General features: G+C 71.2%; 16 protein-coding genes. 6 read left to right on the top strand and 10 right to left on the bottom strand.

Annotated elements, in window-relative coordinates:
• Nucleotides 1-13 precede the first annotated feature (13 nt).
• From AC1RTC_RS01540 to AC1RTC_RS01530, 3 genes are read left to right on the top strand one after another with little or no spacing between them, the layout of a single operon-like run.
• Nucleotides 14-1,198 (top strand): fumarylacetoacetate hydrolase family protein, encoded by a 1,185-nt coding sequence (locus AC1RTC_RS01540; RefSeq protein WP_493153692.1) that lies wholly within the window; start codon nt 14-16, stop codon nt 1,196-1,198.
• Complete coding sequence (locus tag AC1RTC_RS01535) at nt 1,195-2,709, top strand: aldehyde dehydrogenase family protein (protein ID WP_493153691.1); 1,515 nt, start codon at nt 1,195-1,197, stop codon at nt 2,707-2,709. Before AC1RTC_RS01540 ends, AC1RTC_RS01535 begins: the two co-directional genes overlap by 4 nt.
• Complete coding sequence (locus tag AC1RTC_RS01530; RefSeq protein ID WP_493153690.1) at nt 2,706-3,473, top strand: FadR/GntR family transcriptional regulator; 768 nt, start codon at nt 2,706-2,708, stop codon at nt 3,471-3,473. Before AC1RTC_RS01535 ends, AC1RTC_RS01530 begins: the two co-directional genes overlap by 4 nt.
• 16 nt (nt 3,474-3,489) lie before the next feature.
• Here AC1RTC_RS01530 and AC1RTC_RS01525 read toward each other — a convergent pair whose 3' ends face one another.
• From AC1RTC_RS01525 to AC1RTC_RS01490, 8 genes are all read right to left on the bottom strand, one after another.
• On the bottom strand, nt 3,490-3,816 hold the full coding sequence (locus AC1RTC_RS01525) for an L-rhamnose mutarotase (protein ID WP_493153689.1): 327 nt from the start codon (nt 3,814-3,816) through the stop codon (nt 3,490-3,492).
• Nucleotides 3,813-4,718, bottom strand: a complete 906-nt coding sequence (locus AC1RTC_RS01520) for a carbohydrate ABC transporter permease (protein ID WP_493153688.1) — start codon at nt 4,716-4,718, stop codon at nt 3,813-3,815. The genes AC1RTC_RS01525 and AC1RTC_RS01520 overlap by 4 nt, the downstream gene beginning before the upstream one ends.
• Nucleotides 4,705-5,547 (bottom strand): carbohydrate ABC transporter permease, encoded by an 843-nt coding sequence (locus AC1RTC_RS01515; protein ID WP_493153687.1) that lies wholly within the window; start codon nt 5,545-5,547, stop codon nt 4,705-4,707. The genes AC1RTC_RS01520 and AC1RTC_RS01515 overlap by 14 nt, the downstream gene beginning before the upstream one ends.
• 110 nt (nt 5,548-5,657) lie before the next feature.
• Nucleotides 5,658-7,028 carry an ABC transporter substrate-binding protein gene (locus AC1RTC_RS01510; protein ID WP_493153686.1) on the bottom strand — a complete coding sequence of 457 codons (1,371 nt, stop codon included), beginning with the start codon at nt 7,026-7,028 and terminating at the stop codon, nt 5,658-5,660.
• 83 nt (nt 7,029-7,111) lie between these two features.
• Complete coding sequence (locus AC1RTC_RS01505; RefSeq protein ID WP_493153685.1) at nt 7,112-7,963, bottom strand: amidohydrolase family protein; 852 nt, start codon at nt 7,961-7,963, stop codon at nt 7,112-7,114.
• Entirely contained in the window at nt 7,960-8,925 is a 966-nt protein-coding gene (locus AC1RTC_RS01500; RefSeq protein WP_493154268.1) for an aldo/keto reductase, read from the bottom strand. The genes AC1RTC_RS01505 and AC1RTC_RS01500 overlap by 4 nt, the downstream gene beginning before the upstream one ends.
• Nucleotides 8,926-9,017: 92 nt before the next feature.
• Nucleotides 9,018-9,887, bottom strand: coding sequence for an alpha/beta hydrolase fold domain-containing protein (locus AC1RTC_RS01495; RefSeq protein ID WP_493153684.1), 870 nt, complete (start codon nt 9,885-9,887; stop codon nt 9,018-9,020).
• A 6-nt stretch (nt 9,888-9,893) separates the two neighbouring features.
• Complete coding sequence (locus tag AC1RTC_RS01490) at nt 9,894-10,067, bottom strand: hypothetical protein (RefSeq protein ID WP_493153683.1); 174 nt, start codon at nt 10,065-10,067, stop codon at nt 9,894-9,896.
• Between the two features lie 164 nt (nt 10,068-10,231).
• On the opposite strand from AC1RTC_RS01490, the gene AC1RTC_RS01485 reads away from it, so the two are divergent.
• Together AC1RTC_RS01485 and AC1RTC_RS01480 are read left to right on the top strand one after the other, a co-directional pair.
• Complete coding sequence (locus tag AC1RTC_RS01485) at nt 10,232-10,405, top strand: DUF2510 domain-containing protein (RefSeq protein WP_493153682.1); 174 nt, start codon at nt 10,232-10,234, stop codon at nt 10,403-10,405.
• A gap of 69 nt (nt 10,406-10,474) precedes the next feature.
• Complete coding sequence (locus AC1RTC_RS01480; protein WP_493153681.1) at nt 10,475-14,107, top strand: SCO7613 C-terminal domain-containing membrane protein; 3,633 nt, start codon at nt 10,475-10,477, stop codon at nt 14,105-14,107.
• Between the two features lie 27 nt (nt 14,108-14,134).
• Here the strand turns inward: AC1RTC_RS01480 and AC1RTC_RS01475 are convergent, their stop codons facing one another.
• Together AC1RTC_RS01475 and AC1RTC_RS01470 are read right to left on the bottom strand one after the other, a co-directional pair.
• The gene (locus AC1RTC_RS01475) at nt 14,135-14,782 is read right to left on the bottom strand and encodes a response regulator transcription factor (protein WP_493153680.1); all 648 of its coding nucleotides are present in this window, start codon (nt 14,780-14,782) and stop codon (nt 14,135-14,137) included.
• A 10-nt stretch (nt 14,783-14,792) separates the two neighbouring features.
• Complete coding sequence (locus AC1RTC_RS01470) at nt 14,793-16,166, bottom strand: sensor histidine kinase (protein ID WP_493153679.1); 1,374 nt, start codon at nt 16,164-16,166, stop codon at nt 14,793-14,795.
• A gap of 184 nt (nt 16,167-16,350) precedes the next feature.
• On the opposite strand from AC1RTC_RS01470, the gene AC1RTC_RS01465 reads away from it, so the two are divergent.
• The gene (locus AC1RTC_RS01465) at nt 16,351-16,839 is read left to right on the top strand and encodes a Dps family protein (protein ID WP_493153678.1); all 489 of its coding nucleotides are present in this window, start codon (nt 16,351-16,353) and stop codon (nt 16,837-16,839) included.
• Nucleotides 16,840-16,867: the final 28 nt, after the last annotated feature.

Genomic DNA, 16,867 nt, shown 5'->3' with positions numbered 1-16,867 from the left:
AGCTAGGAGCACCATGACCGACTGGACCGGCGGCACCGCCCTCCTCCTGCCCGACGACGCCGCGCGCGCGACCCTCGTGGGACGCGTGTGGGATCCGGCCGTCGGCGGCCCGAGCGTCGTCGCCGTGCGCGACGGGGCCGTCATCGACCTGAGCGCCCACGTCGCGACCATGAGCGAGCTGACCGAGTCCGGGCGGGACGTCTCGGCCCTGCACGGCCCCGAGCTCGGCCGGCTCGACGACGTGCTCGCCAACACGCCGGACGAGACGCGGGATGCCGCGAGGCCCTGGCTGCTCTCCCCGATCGACCTGCACGTGGTGAAGGCGGCGGGCGTCACGTTCCCCGTGTCGATGCTCGAGCGCATCATCGAGGAGAAGGCCCGCGGGGCGGTGGAGGCCGCCGAGTCGATCCGGGCGGGGATCCTCGCCTCGCTCGGCACCGACCTCGCCGACCTCGTGCCCGGGTCGCCCGAGGCGATGCGGCTCAAGGAGCACCTCGTGGCCGAGGGGCTGTGGAGCCAGTACCTCGAGGTGGGCATCGGGCCCGACGCCGAGGTGTTCACGAAGGCGCCGGTGCTCGCGACGGTCGGCACCGGGGTGGATGTCGGGATCCGCTCCGACTCGCACTGGAACAACCCCGAGCCCGAAGTGGTGCTCGTGATCGCGTCCGACGGGCGCATCGTCGGTGCCACGCTCGGCAACGACGTCAACCTCCGTGACATCGAGGGGCGGTCGGCCCTGCTGCTGGGGCAGGCGAAGGACAACAACGCCTCGGCCTCGGTCGGCCCGCTGATCCGGCTCTTCGACGCGCACTTCGACCTGGAGGCGCTGCGCCACGAGACGGTCACCCTGCACGTCGAGGGCGAGGACGGCTTCGTCATGGACGCGAGCTCGCACATGGAGCAGATCAGCCGCGACCCCGCCGACCTCGCCGGCCAGTCCCTCGGCGACAAGCACCAGTACCCGGACGGCCTCGTGCTGTACCTGGGCACGATGTTCGCCCCCACCGACGACCGCGGCGAGGCTGGCCACGGCTTCACGCACCACCGCGACGACGTCGTGCGCATCTCCTCCCCCGCGCTCGGCTCGCTCGTCAACCGCGTGCGCACCGCCGAGGAGGCGCCGCCGTGGACCTACGGGATCGGCGCGCTCATGTCCAACCTGGCCCAGCGCGGCCTGCTCACGAAGGCACAGTCATGACGACCATCACCACGACCGACCCGCGCTCAGCGGCCACCACCGACACGGGAATCCCGGCGACGGGCGACGCCGAGGTCGCCGCGATCGCGACGGCCGCGGCCGAGGCGTTCGCCGAGCTGCGGCGCCACCCCCGCGAGTGGCGGGCGGGCCTGCTGCGCGCCCTCGCTGACAGCCTGGAGGCCCGGCGCGCCGACTTGGTGGCGACCGCGCAGAGCGAGACCGGGCTGCCGGAGCCGCGGCTCGGCGGCGAGCTCACCCGCACCGTGTTCCAGCTGCGGCTGTTCGCCGAGGCGGTCGTCGAGGGCGGCTACCTCGAGGCGGTCATCGACCACGCGGGCAAGACCCCCATGGGCCCGGGGCCCGATGTGCGCCGGATGCTCGTCCCGATCGGCCCCGTCGCCGTGTTCGGCTCCAGCAACTTCCCGTTCGCGTTCTCCGTGCCCGGCGGCGACACCGCCTCCGCCCTCGCGGCGGGCAACCCCGTCGTCGTCAAGGCGCACGGCTCGCACCCCCTCACCTCGCGCCTCGCGTTCGACGCGATGAACGACGCCGCGCTGGCCTACGGCGCCCCCGCCGGCACCCTGGGCATCGTGTACGGGCAGGCGGGCGGGGCGACCCTCGTCGCCGACCCGCGGATCGCCGCCGTCGGCTTCACCGGCTCGCTCGCCACCGGCCGCATCCTGCTCGACATCATCGAGCGGCGCGAGCGGCCCGTGCCGTTCTACGGCGAGCTCAGCAGCCTCAATCCCCTCATCGTGACGGCCGGCGCCGTGGATGCCCGCGCCGCCGCCATCGCGGAGGGCCTGTTCACCTCCTTCACCGCGTCCGCCGGCCAGCTGTGCACGAAGCCCGGGATCGCGTTCCTCCCCTCCGGCGCCGACGCCCTCGTCGCCGACCTGGTCGAGCGCGCGACCGCCGCCGCGCCGCAGCCCCTGCTCAACGAGCGCATCCTCCGCGCGTTCGGGGAGATCCGCGGACGGCTGGTCGCCGAAGGGCGGGCGCGGGTGCTCGTGGAGCCGCACGCGGGTGCCGACGGGTTTACCCTGAGCCCGGGCATCCTCGAGGTCGACGCCGCCGACGTGACCGAGGCGGTCACGGAGGAGGCCTTCGGGCCGCTCATCGTGATCGCCCGCTACGGCAGCCTCGACGAGGTGCGCTCCGCCCTGCGCGCTGTGCCCGACTCCCTTACCGCCACCCTGCACTCGGAGGCCTCGGAGCAGGAGTCGATCGCTCCGCTCGTCGAGGAGCTGCAGGAGGCCTCGGGCCGCATAGTGTTCGACGGCTATCCCACCGGCGTCCGCGTCTCCTGGGGCCAGCACCACGGGGGCCCGTGGCCCGCGACCAACACCGCGCACACCTCGGTGGGCGTCACCGCGATCCGCCGCTTCCTGCGCCCCCTCGCCTGGCAGGACGCCCCGGAGGCCCTGCTGCCGGTCGAGCTGCGCGACACGTTCTCCGGCGTCCCGCGCCGCGTGGACGGGGTGCTCACGCTCGCTACACTGGCCCCATGAGCGAGGCGCGCACGGAACCGGCAACCGGACGGTCGTACCTCGGCGCGGCCGACGCCCGGATCCCTGCGGCCAGGCTCGGTGTCGCGGTCGTCCAGGACCTCGTGAGCGCGATCGTCACGGGCGAGGTCGCCCCCGGTGAGTCGCTGCCCCCGGAGGGGCCGCTCAGCCTGCACTTCGGAGTGAGCCGCACCGTGATCCGCGAATCGGTCAAGCGCATCGAGGAGAAGGGGCTCGTCACCGTGGTCCAGGGCCGCGGCACGCAGGTGCAGCCCTCGACCTCGTGGAACATCCTCGACCCGGTGGTGCTCTCCGCCCTCGTCGAGAACGACGACTCGGTGGGCGTGCTCGACGAGCTGGCCATCGTCCGCGGAGCACTCGAGGGCTCGATGAGCGCCCAGACCGCGGCATCCCGGAGCGAGTCCGACCTCGAGCAGCTGCGGCACGCGTTCGAGCACATGCGCGAGACGATCGCCGACGGCGACGAGTTCAGCCAGGCCGACGTCGACTTCCACTTCCTCGTGATGACGCTCTCGGGCAACCGCCTTGCGGAGAACATCACGAAGATCCTGTTCCAGCGCGCCCGCGAGAGCACCCGCTTCTCGGGCACGCCGACGGAGGAGGCCTTCCGCCTCACCCTCGACGAGCACGAGGCAGTCCTCAAGGCCATCGAGCGCGGCGACGCAGCGGGTGCCGAGGAGGCGATGCGCAAGCACATCACCGACGCGTGGCAGCGCCGGCGCCTCCCCACCCACAAGAAGGCCTGAGGACCGTCAACCCGCCTCAGTCGAGGTGCCAGGCCTCGTCGAGCATCTCCCAGTTCGGCGCGTCCGACCCCTCGGTGAACGGCAGCTGGCACGGACCGGTGCGCGACCACCACTCCTGTGTCACGGGGTCTGCCGCCATCTTCCGCTGGTCGGCCTCGTAGTCCTCGCCGACGTACTCGAAGTAGCCGAAGATCACGTCGCCCAGGACGTAGATCGTGAAGTTCCGGATGCCGCACTCGGTGATCGTCGCCTCGACGCCCGGCCACACCGCCCGGTGCAGGGCGAGGTACTCCTCGCGCTTCTCGGGGACGAGGCGCGCGGCCATCCCGAACCGGCGGGTCATTCCTTGGTACCGCCGGCGGTCATCCCCGTCACCAGGAAGCGCTGCGAGAACAGGAAGATGATCAGCACCGGCGCGACCGAGACGAGGGTCGCGAGCGCCAGCACCGGCAGGTCGATCGTGACCGAGCCCGCCGAGGTCGGGTTGAACAGGGGCACGTTCGACAGGAGCTCGGCGAGGCCGACCTGGACGGGAGACTTCCGGCCCGGGACCATCACGAAGGGCAGGAAGTAGTTGTTCCAGTTGCCCACCAGGTTGAAGAAGCCCACCAGCGCGATCACCGGCGTCGCCAGCGGCATCGCGATCTGCGCGAACACCCGCAGCTCCCCGGAGCCGTCGATGCGCGCGGCATTCAGCAGGTCGCGCGAAATGCTCGTCGAGAAGTAGATGTAGGTCAGGTACACGCCGAACGGGAAGAACGAGAACGGCAGGATGACCGCGAGCGGCGACCCGATGAGCCTCACGGCGCTCAGCTCGAGGAACATCGGCAGCACGAGCGCCGTGTTCGGGATGAGCATCACGATGAGCGTCGTGACGAGCAGGGTGCGGCGCAGCTTGAAGTCGGTGAGCGCGAGCGCATAGCCCGCCGGGATGGTCACGAGGAGCGTGATGACGAGCGCGACGCCCGAGTAGAGCACCGAGTTGCCGAGCCAGGTCCAGATGATGCCGCCCTGGAACTGGGTCAGCTGGACCCAGTTGTCGGCGAGCGTCTGGAAGGTGCCGACGGTGAAGGGGTTGTCGAGAAGCAGCTGCCGCGCCGTCTTGGTCGGCGCGAACAGCAGCCACACCATGGGGAGGGCGAAGAACACGACGAAGAACCCGGCGACGACGAAGGCCACCGCGCGGCCGAGCCAACGGCCCGGCGCGAAGCCCGTGCGGTCGGAGGCGATGCTATTCGCGGTCAAAGAGTCCCCCTCGGAAGACGAAGAACGCGGCGAGGCCTACGGCGACCACGAGCAGGATGAGCGAGATGGCAGCCGATCCGTTGAAGTCGTTCTGGCGGAACGCGAACAGGTAGGCGAGCTGGTTGAGCGAGTAGTCGGGCGGAACGACGCCCTTGCTCGCCTGCGAGAGCACGCGCGGCTCGACGAAGAGCTGGGTGCCGGCGGCGAGCGACATGACGCCCATGTACGAGATCCACTTGCGCAGCATCGGGATCTGGATGTGCCAGGCCGTCTTCACGGCGCCCGCGCCGTCGATGCGCGCGGCCTCCATCACGTCGGTGCTGATGTTGTTCAGCGCGCCGTACATGATCACGATCCAGCCACCCGCGCCAGTCCAGAACGCGATGACGGTGAAGATGACGGGCAGGTTGTCGATGGAGACGGTCTGCACGAAGCTCGTGAGGCCCATGGCCCGCAGCACCGCGGAGACGGGGCTCACCGACGGGTCGAGCACGAAGAGCCAGAGCATCACACTCGAGGCGCCGGCGAGGGCGCCGGGGATGTAGTACAGGAAGCGGACGCTCGTGGAGAGCCAGCGGGAGCGCACGGCGTGCACGATGAGGGCGAGCAGTACGACGAGCAGGATGAGGCTGACGAGCCACACCACGAGGTAGACCGCGACGTGCTGCACGGCCGGGAAGAAGCGGTAGTCGCCGAAGACCTTGGCGAAGTTGTCGAAGCCGACGAACGCGCCGTTCTTGGTGAAGGCCAGGAAGATCGCGTAGAGCGTGGGGAACACGCCGAAGGCGAGGAGGAGGATGCCGTAGCCGCTGGAGAACGCGTACCCCATGACCGCCTGGCTGCGGTCGGGGCGACGACGGGGGGCGGTGCCCCGCCGCCGGCTCTTCTCAGAGCCGGCGGCGGGGGCCGCGATGGTGCTGGTGGAAATGAGCTTCGTCCTTACTTGACGGTGTAGCCCTGGACCTGAGCCTCGTTCTTGATCTCAGTCTCCCAGTCGGGGACGAGGTCCGCGATGCTCTTGCCCGCCGCGAGGCCGGGCACGATCACGCTCGAGTAGGCGGTCTCCGGGCTGAAGCTGGGGAAGCCCCAGCCGCTCCACACGCTGTTGGCGGCGAGTGTCACGTTCTTCTCGAAGTCCCCGGCGAAGAACCCGCTGGAGGCCTGGTTGGCGAGCCACTTGTCGGAGGCCGCCGCGTAGGCGGGCAGGCCCGAGTTGAGCGAGACCGCGTCGTCGGAGCTGATCGCGTACTCCATGAACTTGGCGACCGCGTCGAGGTTCTTGGTGTGGCTCGACGCGTACCAGACGCCTCCACCGACGTTGCCGGTGACCTTGTCCTCGCCGTTCCAGTAGAGCGGCGCCGCAGCACCGATCTCGCCGGGTGCGGCGTTCAGGCTGTCGGGGTTCTGGAACAGGGCACCCGAGTACCAGGCCGGGCCGGGGATGCCGAGGATCTTGCCCGAGTACTTCGAGACGAAGTCCGCGCTGAAGACGCTGTCCTGCACGAGCGTGCCGTTCGCGATCATGTGATCGAGGACGTCGGTCATGCGGGTGGCGTGCTCGTCCGAGAAGTCAGAGGTGAACGTGTCGCCCTTGACCTGGAAGATCGGAGCCTGTGCGCCCCAGTAGTAGACGTACGGGCCGACGAACGAGTCGCCGATCGAGCCGAGGATGTATCCGGGGTGCTCGGCCGCGAGCTTGTCGCTCAGGTCCTGGTACTCCTCCCACGTGGTGGGGATGTCGTAGCCGAACTGGTCGAACAGGCCCTGGTCGTACCAGAACACCACGGGCGCGAGGTCGTTGCGCAGGCCGTAGACGGTGCCGTCGACGGTGACCGGGTCGAGTGCGCCGGTGGTGAAGCCGTCGAGGAAGTCCTTCGAGAGGAGGCCCTTGTTGAGCGGTGCGGCGTACGCCTGCACGCCGTTGGTCTCCTTGGCGGCCCACGCGGCATCGTTCTGCTGCGTCGAGAACACCACGTCGGGCCAGCCCTCACCGGACTGGTCGAAGAGCGCGACCTTGGTCTGGAAGGTGCCGCTGCCGCCGGCACCGCCGTCGTAGGTCTCGATGTTCACCGTGATGTCCGGGTTCGCGTCCTTGAAGGCGTTCGCGAGCGGCTCGCGCGAGGCGTCCACCCAGATCGTGATGGGGCTGTCCGCTACCTGCTCGGCAGTGGCGAATCCGTAATCGCTGTTCACGTCGCCGCCACCGGTGGCCGAGCAGCCCGCGAGCAGCGCGAAGGACGCGGCTGCGGCGGTGAGAGCAAGGGCACGAGAGGTGCGGGTGACGGAGAAGCGGCGATGCTGTGCTGACATATCGCGTCCTTTACTGGTCGACTTCGTTGACGACTGCACCGCCAATTCGGCGGCCGTGGCAATTAGATCATACATGTGACCTATTAGCAATTGAAGCCCTCACTGTAGAAAGCGGCGGCTGTCTCGCCGAGGATCGCACCCCGCTCGGCCTCGCTCAGCTCGCCGAGCAGGGTGGTGACCGCCTCCCAGGTGCGCTCGTATCCGCCGGCGAGCACCGAGATCGGCCAGTCGCCGCCGTACATGAGGCGCTCGGCACCGAAGAGCTCGAGCGCGTCGTGCACGAACGGCCGCACGGCGTCAACGGTCCAGGAGTCCAGCGCGCCCACGCTCGAGTACAGCCCGGAGAGCTTGGCGTGCGTGAGCGGGTTCGCCGCAGCATCCGCGAGCAGTGCGCGCCAGCGGGCTCGCTCGTCCGGGTCCCCTCCGATCGGCGGCTTGCCGAGGTGGTCGACGACGATCCTGAGATCGGGATGCCTCGAGCCGATGCCCGGCAGCTCGGCGAGCGCGGCGAACCCCGCGGTCGGGAAGTCGAGCGACAGGCCGGACTCGGCGAGCAGCCCCAGTCCCCGGTCGGCCGTGGGCGACTCGAGCCAGCGCGGTGCGCGCTCGTGGACGAGCACGCGCACCCCGGTCACCACCGGACGGGCGCGGAGCGAGTCGAGGCGCGGCGGGAGGGCATCCGGATCGTCCAGCGGCGCCCACGCGACCACCGCCCTCACCGTGGGCTCCCGCGACGCGACCTCGAGCATGAGGTCGGTGTCGGCGGCGTTGTCCGCCGACTGCACGAGGACGGTGCCGCCGATCCCGAGCCGATCGAGGGTGGGCGCGAGCTCCTCGAATCTGACGGTGCGGTGGATGCTCCCGAGGCCGGCGTCCATCCAGTCGTAGGCGGCGCGGTCGAGGTCCCAGACGTGCTGGTGCGCGTCGATGATCACGGCACGAGCCCCGTTTCCGAGAGCTCTGCCCAGAGCTCCTCGGGGATCTCGGCCCCGTACCGGTCGAGGCTGCTCTCGACCTGCTCCGCCGTGCGGGTGCCGACGACGACCGAGACGACGGCGGGGTGCCGCAGGGGGAACTGCACGGCCGCGTCGGGAAGGGTCACCCCGTGACGGGCGCACACGGCGGCAATGGCCCGGGCGCGGTCGATCACCGCCTGCGGAGCCTGGACGTAGTCGAAGTGCGCGTCGTCGGACACCACCGCGCGACTGAGGAGGCCCGAGTTGTAGACGGCCGCAGCCACGACGCCGACACCGCGCTCGAGGGCGATCGGCAGCAGGTCCTGCGCCGCGGACTGGTCGATGAGCGTGTAGCGGTTGGCGAGCATGACGACGTCCACGTCGCACTCGCGCACGAAGTCGGCGAGCATCGCCGACTGGTTCATCCCCGCGCCGATCGCACCGACGACACCCTGGTCGCGCAGCTCGACGAGCGCGGCGACGCCGGACGTCGAGGCCTCGGCCCAGTGCGAGTCGGGGTCGTGCAGGTAGGCGATGTCGAGGCGGTCGAGCCCGAGCCGCTCGAGGCTCTCCTCGACCGAGCGCAGGATGCCGGCGCGGCTGAAGTCCCACTCCCGCCGGTACACGGCGGGCGTCACGAACCCGTGGTCGTCCTGCTCCCCCGCCCGCTCGGGCGTCGGCACGAGAGCACGGCCCACCTTGGTGGAGATGACGTACTCGTCACGCGGGAACTCGCGCAGCGCGGCGCCGAGCCTGCGCTCCGAGAGGCCGATCCCGTAGTGCGGGGCGGTGTCGAAGTACCGGATGCCCCGCGCCCACGCCGCGCGGACGGCATCGGCCGACGCCTCGTCGGTAGTCTCGCGGTTCAGGTTGCCGAACTGGGCGGCCCCGAAGCCGACCTCGGTGAGCTGCTGCCCGCGCTGGAGCTGTCGAGTGCGAATGCTCTTCCTCCTCGTTGAGTGACCCTACGAATAGGTCTTACATCACACCTTAGAGGGCCCCGCGCTCCGCCGGTCAGCCCTCCGGCAGCCAGTCAGCGCACGGCCGCGACGATCACCGCTCGCGCCGCATCCCCCTCGGGCATCGGCAGGATCGGGTAGTTGTGGATCATCCCCTCCCCCTCGTGGAAGTCCACAGGGAGGCCCGCGTCGGCCGCGAGCGGCAGGAAGCGGTGGGCGTCGGCGTTGAGGATGTCGCGCGTGCCGCTGAACATCGTGATCGGGCCGAGCCCCTCGAGCGAGCCGTGGATCGGCGACACCCGCCAGTCGCCCTCTCCGAGCTCTGCACGGTACAGGGCGCCGGCAGCGTGGGTCCCCGGGACCGCGAGCCACGGGTCGCGCGGCGCGATCTCGGCGAGGCGCGGGTCGGTGCCGCTCACGTCCAGCCACGGCGAGATCAGGACAGTCGCGCGCAGTGGCGGCACCTCGAGGTCACGCAGGGCCATGGCGACGGCCAGTGCCATCCCGCCGCCCGAAGAATCGCCCACGATGCTCACGTTCGACGCGCCCGCCGTCGCGACGAGGGACGCGACGAGCGCGGCGACCCGCGCGACGACCACGCTCGCCGTGCCGGCCGGGGCCAGGGGCATGATCGGCACCGTGACGCGCACGCCGGCCTCGGCAGCGAGCTTGCCGATGAGGGTCCAGTGCACGGGGTCGATCTCGAACACGTAGCAGCCGCCGTGCAGGTACACGACGTGGCGCTCGCCGGAGCCGACCTCGTAGACGGGCCAGCCCTCGACGTCGCGACGGGACGCGGAGAGGGAGGCCGGCGGCTCGAAAGAGGCGGGCTTGCGCTGGAGGCGGGCCACCCGCTCGAGGGTCCGCGTGGCGGAGGAGAACATCCGCTTGGAGCCCCGGAGGGTGATGACGAGCGGCGCGAGCCGGCTCAGCAGGCTCGCCACGGCTCGCTATCCGTCGATGCGCTTGAGGATGTGGATCGGGATGAACAGCCCGAACGAGCTCACCAGGATGCCGCCGATGAAGACCGGGAACTCGGCTCCCTCGACGTAGAACGCGTTGCCCATGATGTAGAAACCGAGCACGAAGAGGACGAGCGAGACGACGAAGCCGATGATCTTCACGGGATCATCCTAGCGAAGCATCCCTGGCCCCCATCTTGGGGTAGCGAAACGGCGCGCCGAGTCCCCTACTATGGGGACACCGCACCCGAATCGGTTCCCCGCGGTGAACCATGCCGTCGCAACCCGAAATTGCCTGGCGACGAGGCATCACATAGGACACCCGAATGTCTGAGAACACTTCCGCTGCGCCCGAAATCGCCCCCTTCGGCTGGTACCCGGACCCCGCCGGCACCGCCATGCTCCGCTGGTGGGACGGCTCCGCCTGGACCGACCGCCTGGAGTACCGCCGTCCCGAGGTCCAGGCCGGCGTCGGCTACTTCTCACAGGCCGCCTCCTAACGACTTCTCCTCACATCTTCAGGCGCACCTCTCGTGCGCCGGAGTGCGATGCCGCTAGCCTGAGCGGCGATGGACACCTACCTGCCCTACGTGGGCTTCGTACAGTTCCCGCAGCGCCCCGCCGACCTCACGGCCGCGGTGTGCCCAGCCTGCTTCGAGCCGCGCGCGACGGGCAGGTGCCCGCGCTGCGGCCTAGACCTCGCGAACCCGGCGATCGCCGAGCTCGATGAGGCGACTCGGGATGCCACGGCAGCACTCGACCGCAGGCTCGAGCTGATCGGCCGCATCCGCTACGAGAGCACGGTCACCGCCGCAGCGGTCACCCCCGCCGCCGCCGCGGCGCCCACCACGGTCGCCGCTCCCCCTCCCGCTGCTCCAGCTGCAGCTGCGCCAGCACCCGCGCCAGCACCCGCACCCGCACCCGCCGAGCCCCGCCGCCACCTTGGCGTACAGGTGATCCTGCTCATCGTCGGCGTCTCCCTGCTCGCGGTCGGCGCGATCTTCTTCCTCGTCTACGCGTTCATCACGTTCGGTCTGGTCTGGCGCTCCGTCATCATCGCCGCCGTGACGGTCGCCTCCTTCGTTGCCGCCTCGCTGCTGCACCGGAGGCGGCTCCGCGCGACGGCCGAGGCGATCGCCGCCCTCGCCGTCGTCTTCGTCTACCTCGACGCCTTCGCGATCCGGGCGAACGACCTGTTCGACACCTCCCGGTCGGACGCGCTGATCTACTGGGGCGTCGCGCTGCTCGTGGCGGCTGTCGGCCTGGAGGTCTGGCACCGCCTGTCGGGGCTCCGGCTGCCGAGCGTGGTGGCCTTCCTCTCCTTCGCGCCGGCGCTCGCCCTCCTCGTGGGCGGCCTGACGAACGCACTCGACGACGACGTGCGCGTCTTCGCGGCGATGCTCGCCCTTGCCGCCGGCGCCCTTGCCCACCCGCTCGCGCGGGGCAAGGCCGTCGAGCGGACGATCTCCCTGATCCTCGGCGCGATCGGCCTCGTGGTGGCGGGTGTGCTCGCCGTCTTCCTCCAGGAGTCGTACGACTGGGCGCCCCTCGTCTGCCTCGCGCTCGTGGCCCTCGTCGCCGGCGCCCACGTGGCGCTGCTGCTCCGACTGGGCACCGGCCGCGCCTTCGCGATCGGGTTCGCCTCCCTCGGGGCTGTGGCGGCGGCGTCCGCCGTCGCCGCCGTCGCCGCCCGCGCGGGCGATCCCGCCTTCACCGTCAGCGCCCCGCTCGTCGCGGCGGCCGTCGTGGCGCTCGTCCTCGAGCTCGTGGCCCGCCGCACCTCCTCGCCCGTCGCGACTGCAGCGGCGTGGTCGGCGGCCGGCGTCGCCGGGATCGCCCTGCTCGCCGTCGCTGGCAGCCTCCTCGTGCGGGCGCTCGTCATCGCCGCCGCCGGAACGTCCCGGTGGTCGTCGCCCGGCGGCCTCCCTCTGGCCGTGCGGGCCGAGGACGCACCCGCCGTCGGCGCCCTCGCGGTCGTCACCGTGCTCGCAGCGGCGGCGTGGGCGATCGCGGGAGCGCTGCGCCCACGCCGCCCCGTCCTGGTCTCCGCCGCGCTGGCGATCGTCGTGCTCGCCGTGCCTCTGACCGGCCAGCTGTGGCTCGCCGTGCTGGGGTGGCTCGTGATGGCCGCCGCTGCCGTCGCGCTGCTCGTCGTCGCCCGCCGTCGCGAGTGGGGCACGGGCATCCGGGCCGCCCTCATCGCGACCGGCCTGGTCTCGCTCGCCCTGTCGTACTCGAGCTCGTGGGCCAGCATCGACACGTGGTGGTACGGATCGGTCGGCGCCGTCCTCCTGGTCGTCCTCGCCAGAGCCGCCACCGGCCTCGTGCCGGTGCGCGCGGCGCTGCTCGCCGTCGCCGGAGTGCTCGCCCTCGTCGCAATCGGCTCCGAGGCGTGGCACACCAACGAGCGCTTCCAGGGCGGCGACTTCGCCGGAGTGGACTCGCTGCACGCCGTGCTCTTCCTCGCGATCCTGCTTGTCGCGCTCGCCGCACTGCTCAGCGGCGTGCTGTCCTCCGCCGAGACCCGCGTTCTGGCCTGGCTCGGCCTCGTCACCTCCCTCGCGGGGGCCGCGCTCAGCTGGACCCTCGGAGAGCTCACCTTCACCGACCGCCTCGTGCTGCCCGAGTTCGCCACGAGCGTCGTGCTCGGGGCTCTCTTCGCGGGAGCACTGCTGCTCTGGGTGCTGCGCCGCGGACCGGTCTTCGTAGCCGAGAAGTTCGTCATGTCTCTCGCGCTCGCGCCCGTGGCGGCCTGGCTGCTCGACTCGGTAGCCCGCCTCGCCGTCGTGCCCCCGTTCGCCGCCTCCCTCGCGCCGATCGCTGCCGCGGTCGTGGTCGCCGGCATCTCTGTCGCCGCACCCGGACCCCGCTGGGCCCGGGACGGCGGAGCCGCCCTGGTGGCGGTCTCGGCCGTGATCGCCGCCGTGGCGAACCGCGCAGACTCCGCCTGGCTCATCCTGGTCGTCGCGGGCGCCGTCGCTCTGCTCCTCGCGGCCTCCCGCGACGGACTGTTCGCCTCCGCGTCGGCGCGCAAGCACCTCGGCTGGCTGGCGCTGGCCCTGGCCTTCGCGGGGCTGGCACGGTCGCTGGCCGACCACGAGGTCCGCGACCTCGAGCCGTACGTCCTGCCCCTCACGGGCGCGCTGCTGCTCGTCGCGCTCGGCGTCTGGCGCGCGCACCGCACGAGCCGGGCACCGGCGTTCATCGCGCTCGGCGCCCTGCTCGTCTCGATCGTGCCGCTCGGCGCGGTCTCGGGGACCGGCCCCCTCGAGCGGACGATCATCGTCGCGGCGGTGTCGGCCGTTCTCCTGCTCCTCGGCACCTACCTGCGCGGATCCGCCTACCTCGACGTCGCGGCGGCGGCCGGAGCCGTGGGCGTGGTCGTCGCGGGCTTCGCGCGGCCCGTCGCGCTCGCCGTCGGCGGAGCAGCGGATGACCCCGCGCTCGACAGCTGGCTCGCGGCATCCGTCGCCGTGCTCCTGATCGCCGCGGTGGGCCAGGCCCGGCTGGGCGGTGCCGTGCGGTCCGTTGTCGCACAGTGTGTCGTCGCGGCAGCACTCGCCCTCGCCGTGCTCATCGAGGTGCCGGTGCTCCGCGACAGCCCCCACGGCACGGCGCGGGCCCTCGTGATCGTGGCGGTGCTGGCGGCGGTGCACGTCGCGGGCATGCTGATCGAGCGCCCGCCCTTCACGCGGGTCGTGGCGTGGATCGCGCTCGGGCTCGCCGCGGTGACAGGCTTCGCGGGCTCGGTGGTGGGCGCCATCGATCCGTTCGAGTGGGCCACCGTGATCATCGCCCTCGCGCTACTGGTCGTCGGCGCCGTCATCCTCGACCGCTACCCGGATGCCGGGAGCTGGCCGTGGCTCGCGCCCGGGCTGCTCGTGCTCCTCGTGCCGTCGCTACTCGCTACCTTCGTCGACCAGCCGGTCTGGCGGCTCGTCGGCCTCGGCACTGCCTGCGTCGCGGCGATCCTGCTCGGCGCCCTGCGCAAGCTGCAGGCGCCCCTGCTCATCGGCTCGGTCATCGTGCTCGTGCACGCGATCCGCACGTTCTCGCCCCAGCTCGTGGCCGTCTACCAGCTCACCGAGTGGTGGGTGTGGGCGGTGGTCGGCGGCGCGCTGATCATCTTCGTCGCCGTCACGTTCGAGCGGCGTGTGCGCGACCTGAAGAGCGTCGGAGGAAGGATCGCCGCGCTGCGGTGAGCGGCACCGCAGCGACCCGAGCGCCGCCTAGCGCTGGAGCCAGGCCAGCACCGCGAGCACGCGGCGGTGGTCGCTGCCGGAGTCGTCCAGGCCGAGCTTCTGGAAGATCGACGTCACGTTCTTCTCCACGGCGCCTACGCCGATCACGAGGGCGGCGCCGATCGCGGCATTCGTGCGCCCCTCCGCCATGAGCGCCATCACCTCGTGCTCGCGCGGAGTGAGGGTCGCCAGCGGGTCGTGCCGCCGCCCGATCAGCTGCGCCACGACCTCCGGGTCGAGCACCGTTCCGCCGGTGGCGATGCGCTCCACGGCGTCCTGGAGCTGGGCGAGGGATGCGACGCGGTCCTTGAGCAGATAGCCGATGCCCCCGCTGCCCGACGAGAGCAGCTCCTGGGCGTAGGCGACCTCGACGTACTGCGAGAGGAGCAGGATCCCCACCCCGGGCAGCAGCTCGCGGGCCCGGATCGCGGCGCGCACACCCTCGTCGCGGAACGTGGGCGGCATCCGCACGTCCAGCACCACGAGCTGCGGCTGCTTCTCCACGAGCTCCGCGAGGAGGGCGTCCGCGTCGCCGTAGGACGCGAGCACCTCGACGCCGGCCTCCTCGAGAACACGGACGAGGCCCTCACGCAGGAGCACTGAGTCGTCGGCAACGACAACGCGGAGACCTGTCACGTGATCCAGACTAGGACCCCGCTGAGCTCGGGGCGGCCAGGGTCACCGGCAGGTGCGCGGACACGATAGTCGGGCCGCCCTCCGGGCTCTGCACCTCGAGGGTGCCGCCGAGGCCGCGCAGGCGCTCCTCGAGGCCCGCGATGCCGTGGCCGGCGACCACCGTCGCGCCGCCGTGCCCGTCGTCGGTGACGATGATGTCGAGCCAGGTCTCATCCGGCTCGGGCAGTCGGCGCAGGGCGACACGGATCTCCACGTCGCCCGCACCCGAGTGCTTCCCGGCGTTCACGAGCGCCTCCGAGGCGATGAAGTAGGCGTTGCGCTCGATCTCCTGCGGGAGGGCCGTGCCCGCCGGCAGGTCGTCGACGATGCGGGTGGGCACGGCGCTGCGCACCGCGGCCGACTCCAGCGCGGCGACCAGGCCGCGGTCGAGCAGGATCGGCGGTGCGAAGCCGCGCGAGAGCGCCCGCAGCTCCTCGAGCGCGTCGCGGGACTGCTGCATCGCCTCCGCGATGAGACCGCGGGCCTTCTCCGGGTCGCCGTCGAGCTGGCGCTCGGCTGCGGCGAGGTCCATCTGCAGCCGCACGAGCCGCTGCTGCGGGCCGTCGTGGATGTCTCGCTCCAGCCGACGGAGCGAGTGGCCCTCGGCGCTCTGGGCAGCTCCGCGTGACTCGTTGAGCGTCGTGACCTGGCGCTGAAGCGCGTCCGACTTCCACGCGCCGAGCACTCCCCGGGCAATGAACCAGTGGACGCTGACGAGGCCGCGGGTCACCAGCGGCAGAGTCGCCAGGAAGATCGCACCGAGCACGAAGTACGAGAGGTTCTCCGTCAGGACGGGGTCGAGGCCGTCCACCGGCAGTCCGATGCGGTCGAAGAGCCAGACGACCGGGTAGAAGCCGTGGTCGTCCGAGGGGACGAACATGTTCCAGAACCAGTACGAGACGCCGCCGAGCGCGATCGAGACCCAGACGACCGAGAGAGTCCACGTCACGAGCGTGACGATGAAGTCGATGACCATGACGTGCAGGAGGTAGAGCCAGTAGTGGCCGTTGCCCAGCACCGCGCGCACCCAGCCGAAGAAGCCGGTGCGGGCACGGGCATCCTGCCACTCGGGTCGTTCGATAGGGGGCCGGCCTGCCGCGTCGAGGAGGGCGAGCTCGACCGTGCCGAAGCCGCGGGCGATGTAGAGGCAGCCGATGATCAGGATCACGCCGATGAAGAAGGTCACGATCGTGCCGACACCGGCGGAGAACAGGCCGACCGTGAGTCCGAACCCGACGAGGGCGATCGGGAAGGCCAGGAAGAGGAAGAGCAACTCGCGGGGCAGCGAGCGCCAGAGGCCGCCGTATCCCCCGCGCTTCGTGAGGGTCGGTCGGTCAGCGGTCATAGTCAAATCTTGGGGCATAGCTACAGCCTCGCGATCGCCGACCCGCTGCCCCATCCGGCAGCCAACCGGAACGCTGAGGGGGCTAACCCCACCTCCGACACGGCCGGTTAGCGTTGCCTTCGCTTCCTTGCGGAATGCGGGGGCGTGGATAACGTTGACATCAGAACAGCGAAGGAGTCACATCATGACCGAAATCAAGGCAGTTCCCCAGACCTCAGCAGACCCCGACGTCACCTCCGGCGTCGCCCAGTTCCTCGGCCCGGTCGTCACCGACCTCACCGCCCTCTCGGTCGACGGCAAGCAGGCGCACTGGCACGTGCGCGGCGCCAACTTCCAGGCCGTGCACGAGCTCCTCGACGTGATCGTCGACCACGCCCGCGAGTACGCGGACACCGCCGCGGAGCGCGTCGTCGCCCTCGGCCTGCCGATCGACGCGCGCATCCAGACCGTGGGCTCCAAGGCCAGCACCCCGACCATGACCGCCGGCTTCCAGCAGTCCGACGCCGTCATCGCCGAGGTCATCGCGGCGATCGACGCGACCCTCGTGACCGTCCGCACCGCCGTGACCGAGCTCGCCGAGCTCGACCCGGTGAGCCAGGACGTCGCGATCGAGATCGCCCGCGCGCTCGAGAAGGACCGCTGGTTCCTCTTCGCGCACGTCGCGACGAAGTAGCGCTCTCACTCGAGTGCACCTGCGGCGC

Source organism: Rhodoglobus sp. GW821-FHT12B09, assembly GCF_058809925.1.
This window is presented reverse-complemented; position numbering and strand designations above follow the sequence as displayed.

Coding starts and splice junctions, on each gene's coding strand:
- AC1RTC_RS01540 (WP_493153692.1), top strand. CDS start 14: ATGACCGACTGGACCGGCGGCACCGCCCTCCTCCTGCCCGACGACGCC.
- AC1RTC_RS01535 (WP_493153691.1), top strand. CDS start 1,195: ATGACGACCATCACCACGACCGACCCGCGCTCAGCGGCCACCACCGAC.
- AC1RTC_RS01530 (WP_493153690.1), top strand. CDS start 2,706: ATGAGCGAGGCGCGCACGGAACCGGCAACCGGACGGTCGTACCTCGGC.
- AC1RTC_RS01525 (WP_493153689.1), bottom strand. CDS start 3,816: ATGACCCGCCGGTTCGGGATGGCCGCGCGCCTCGTCCCCGAGAAGCGC.
- AC1RTC_RS01515 (WP_493153687.1), bottom strand. CDS start 5,547: ATGGGGTACGCGTTCTCCAGCGGCTACGGCATCCTCCTCCTCGCCTTC.
- AC1RTC_RS01510 (WP_493153686.1), bottom strand. CDS start 7,028: ATGTCAGCACAGCATCGCCGCTTCTCCGTCACCCGCACCTCTCGTGCC.
- AC1RTC_RS01485 (WP_493153682.1), top strand. CDS start 10,232: ATGTCTGAGAACACTTCCGCTGCGCCCGAAATCGCCCCCTTCGGCTGG.
- AC1RTC_RS01480 (WP_493153681.1), top strand. CDS start 10,475: ATGGACACCTACCTGCCCTACGTGGGCTTCGTACAGTTCCCGCAGCGC.
- AC1RTC_RS01470 (WP_493153679.1), bottom strand. CDS start 16,166: ATGACCGCTGACCGACCGACCCTCACGAAGCGCGGGGGATACGGCGGC.
- AC1RTC_RS01465 (WP_493153678.1), top strand. CDS start 16,351: ATGACCGAAATCAAGGCAGTTCCCCAGACCTCAGCAGACCCCGACGTC.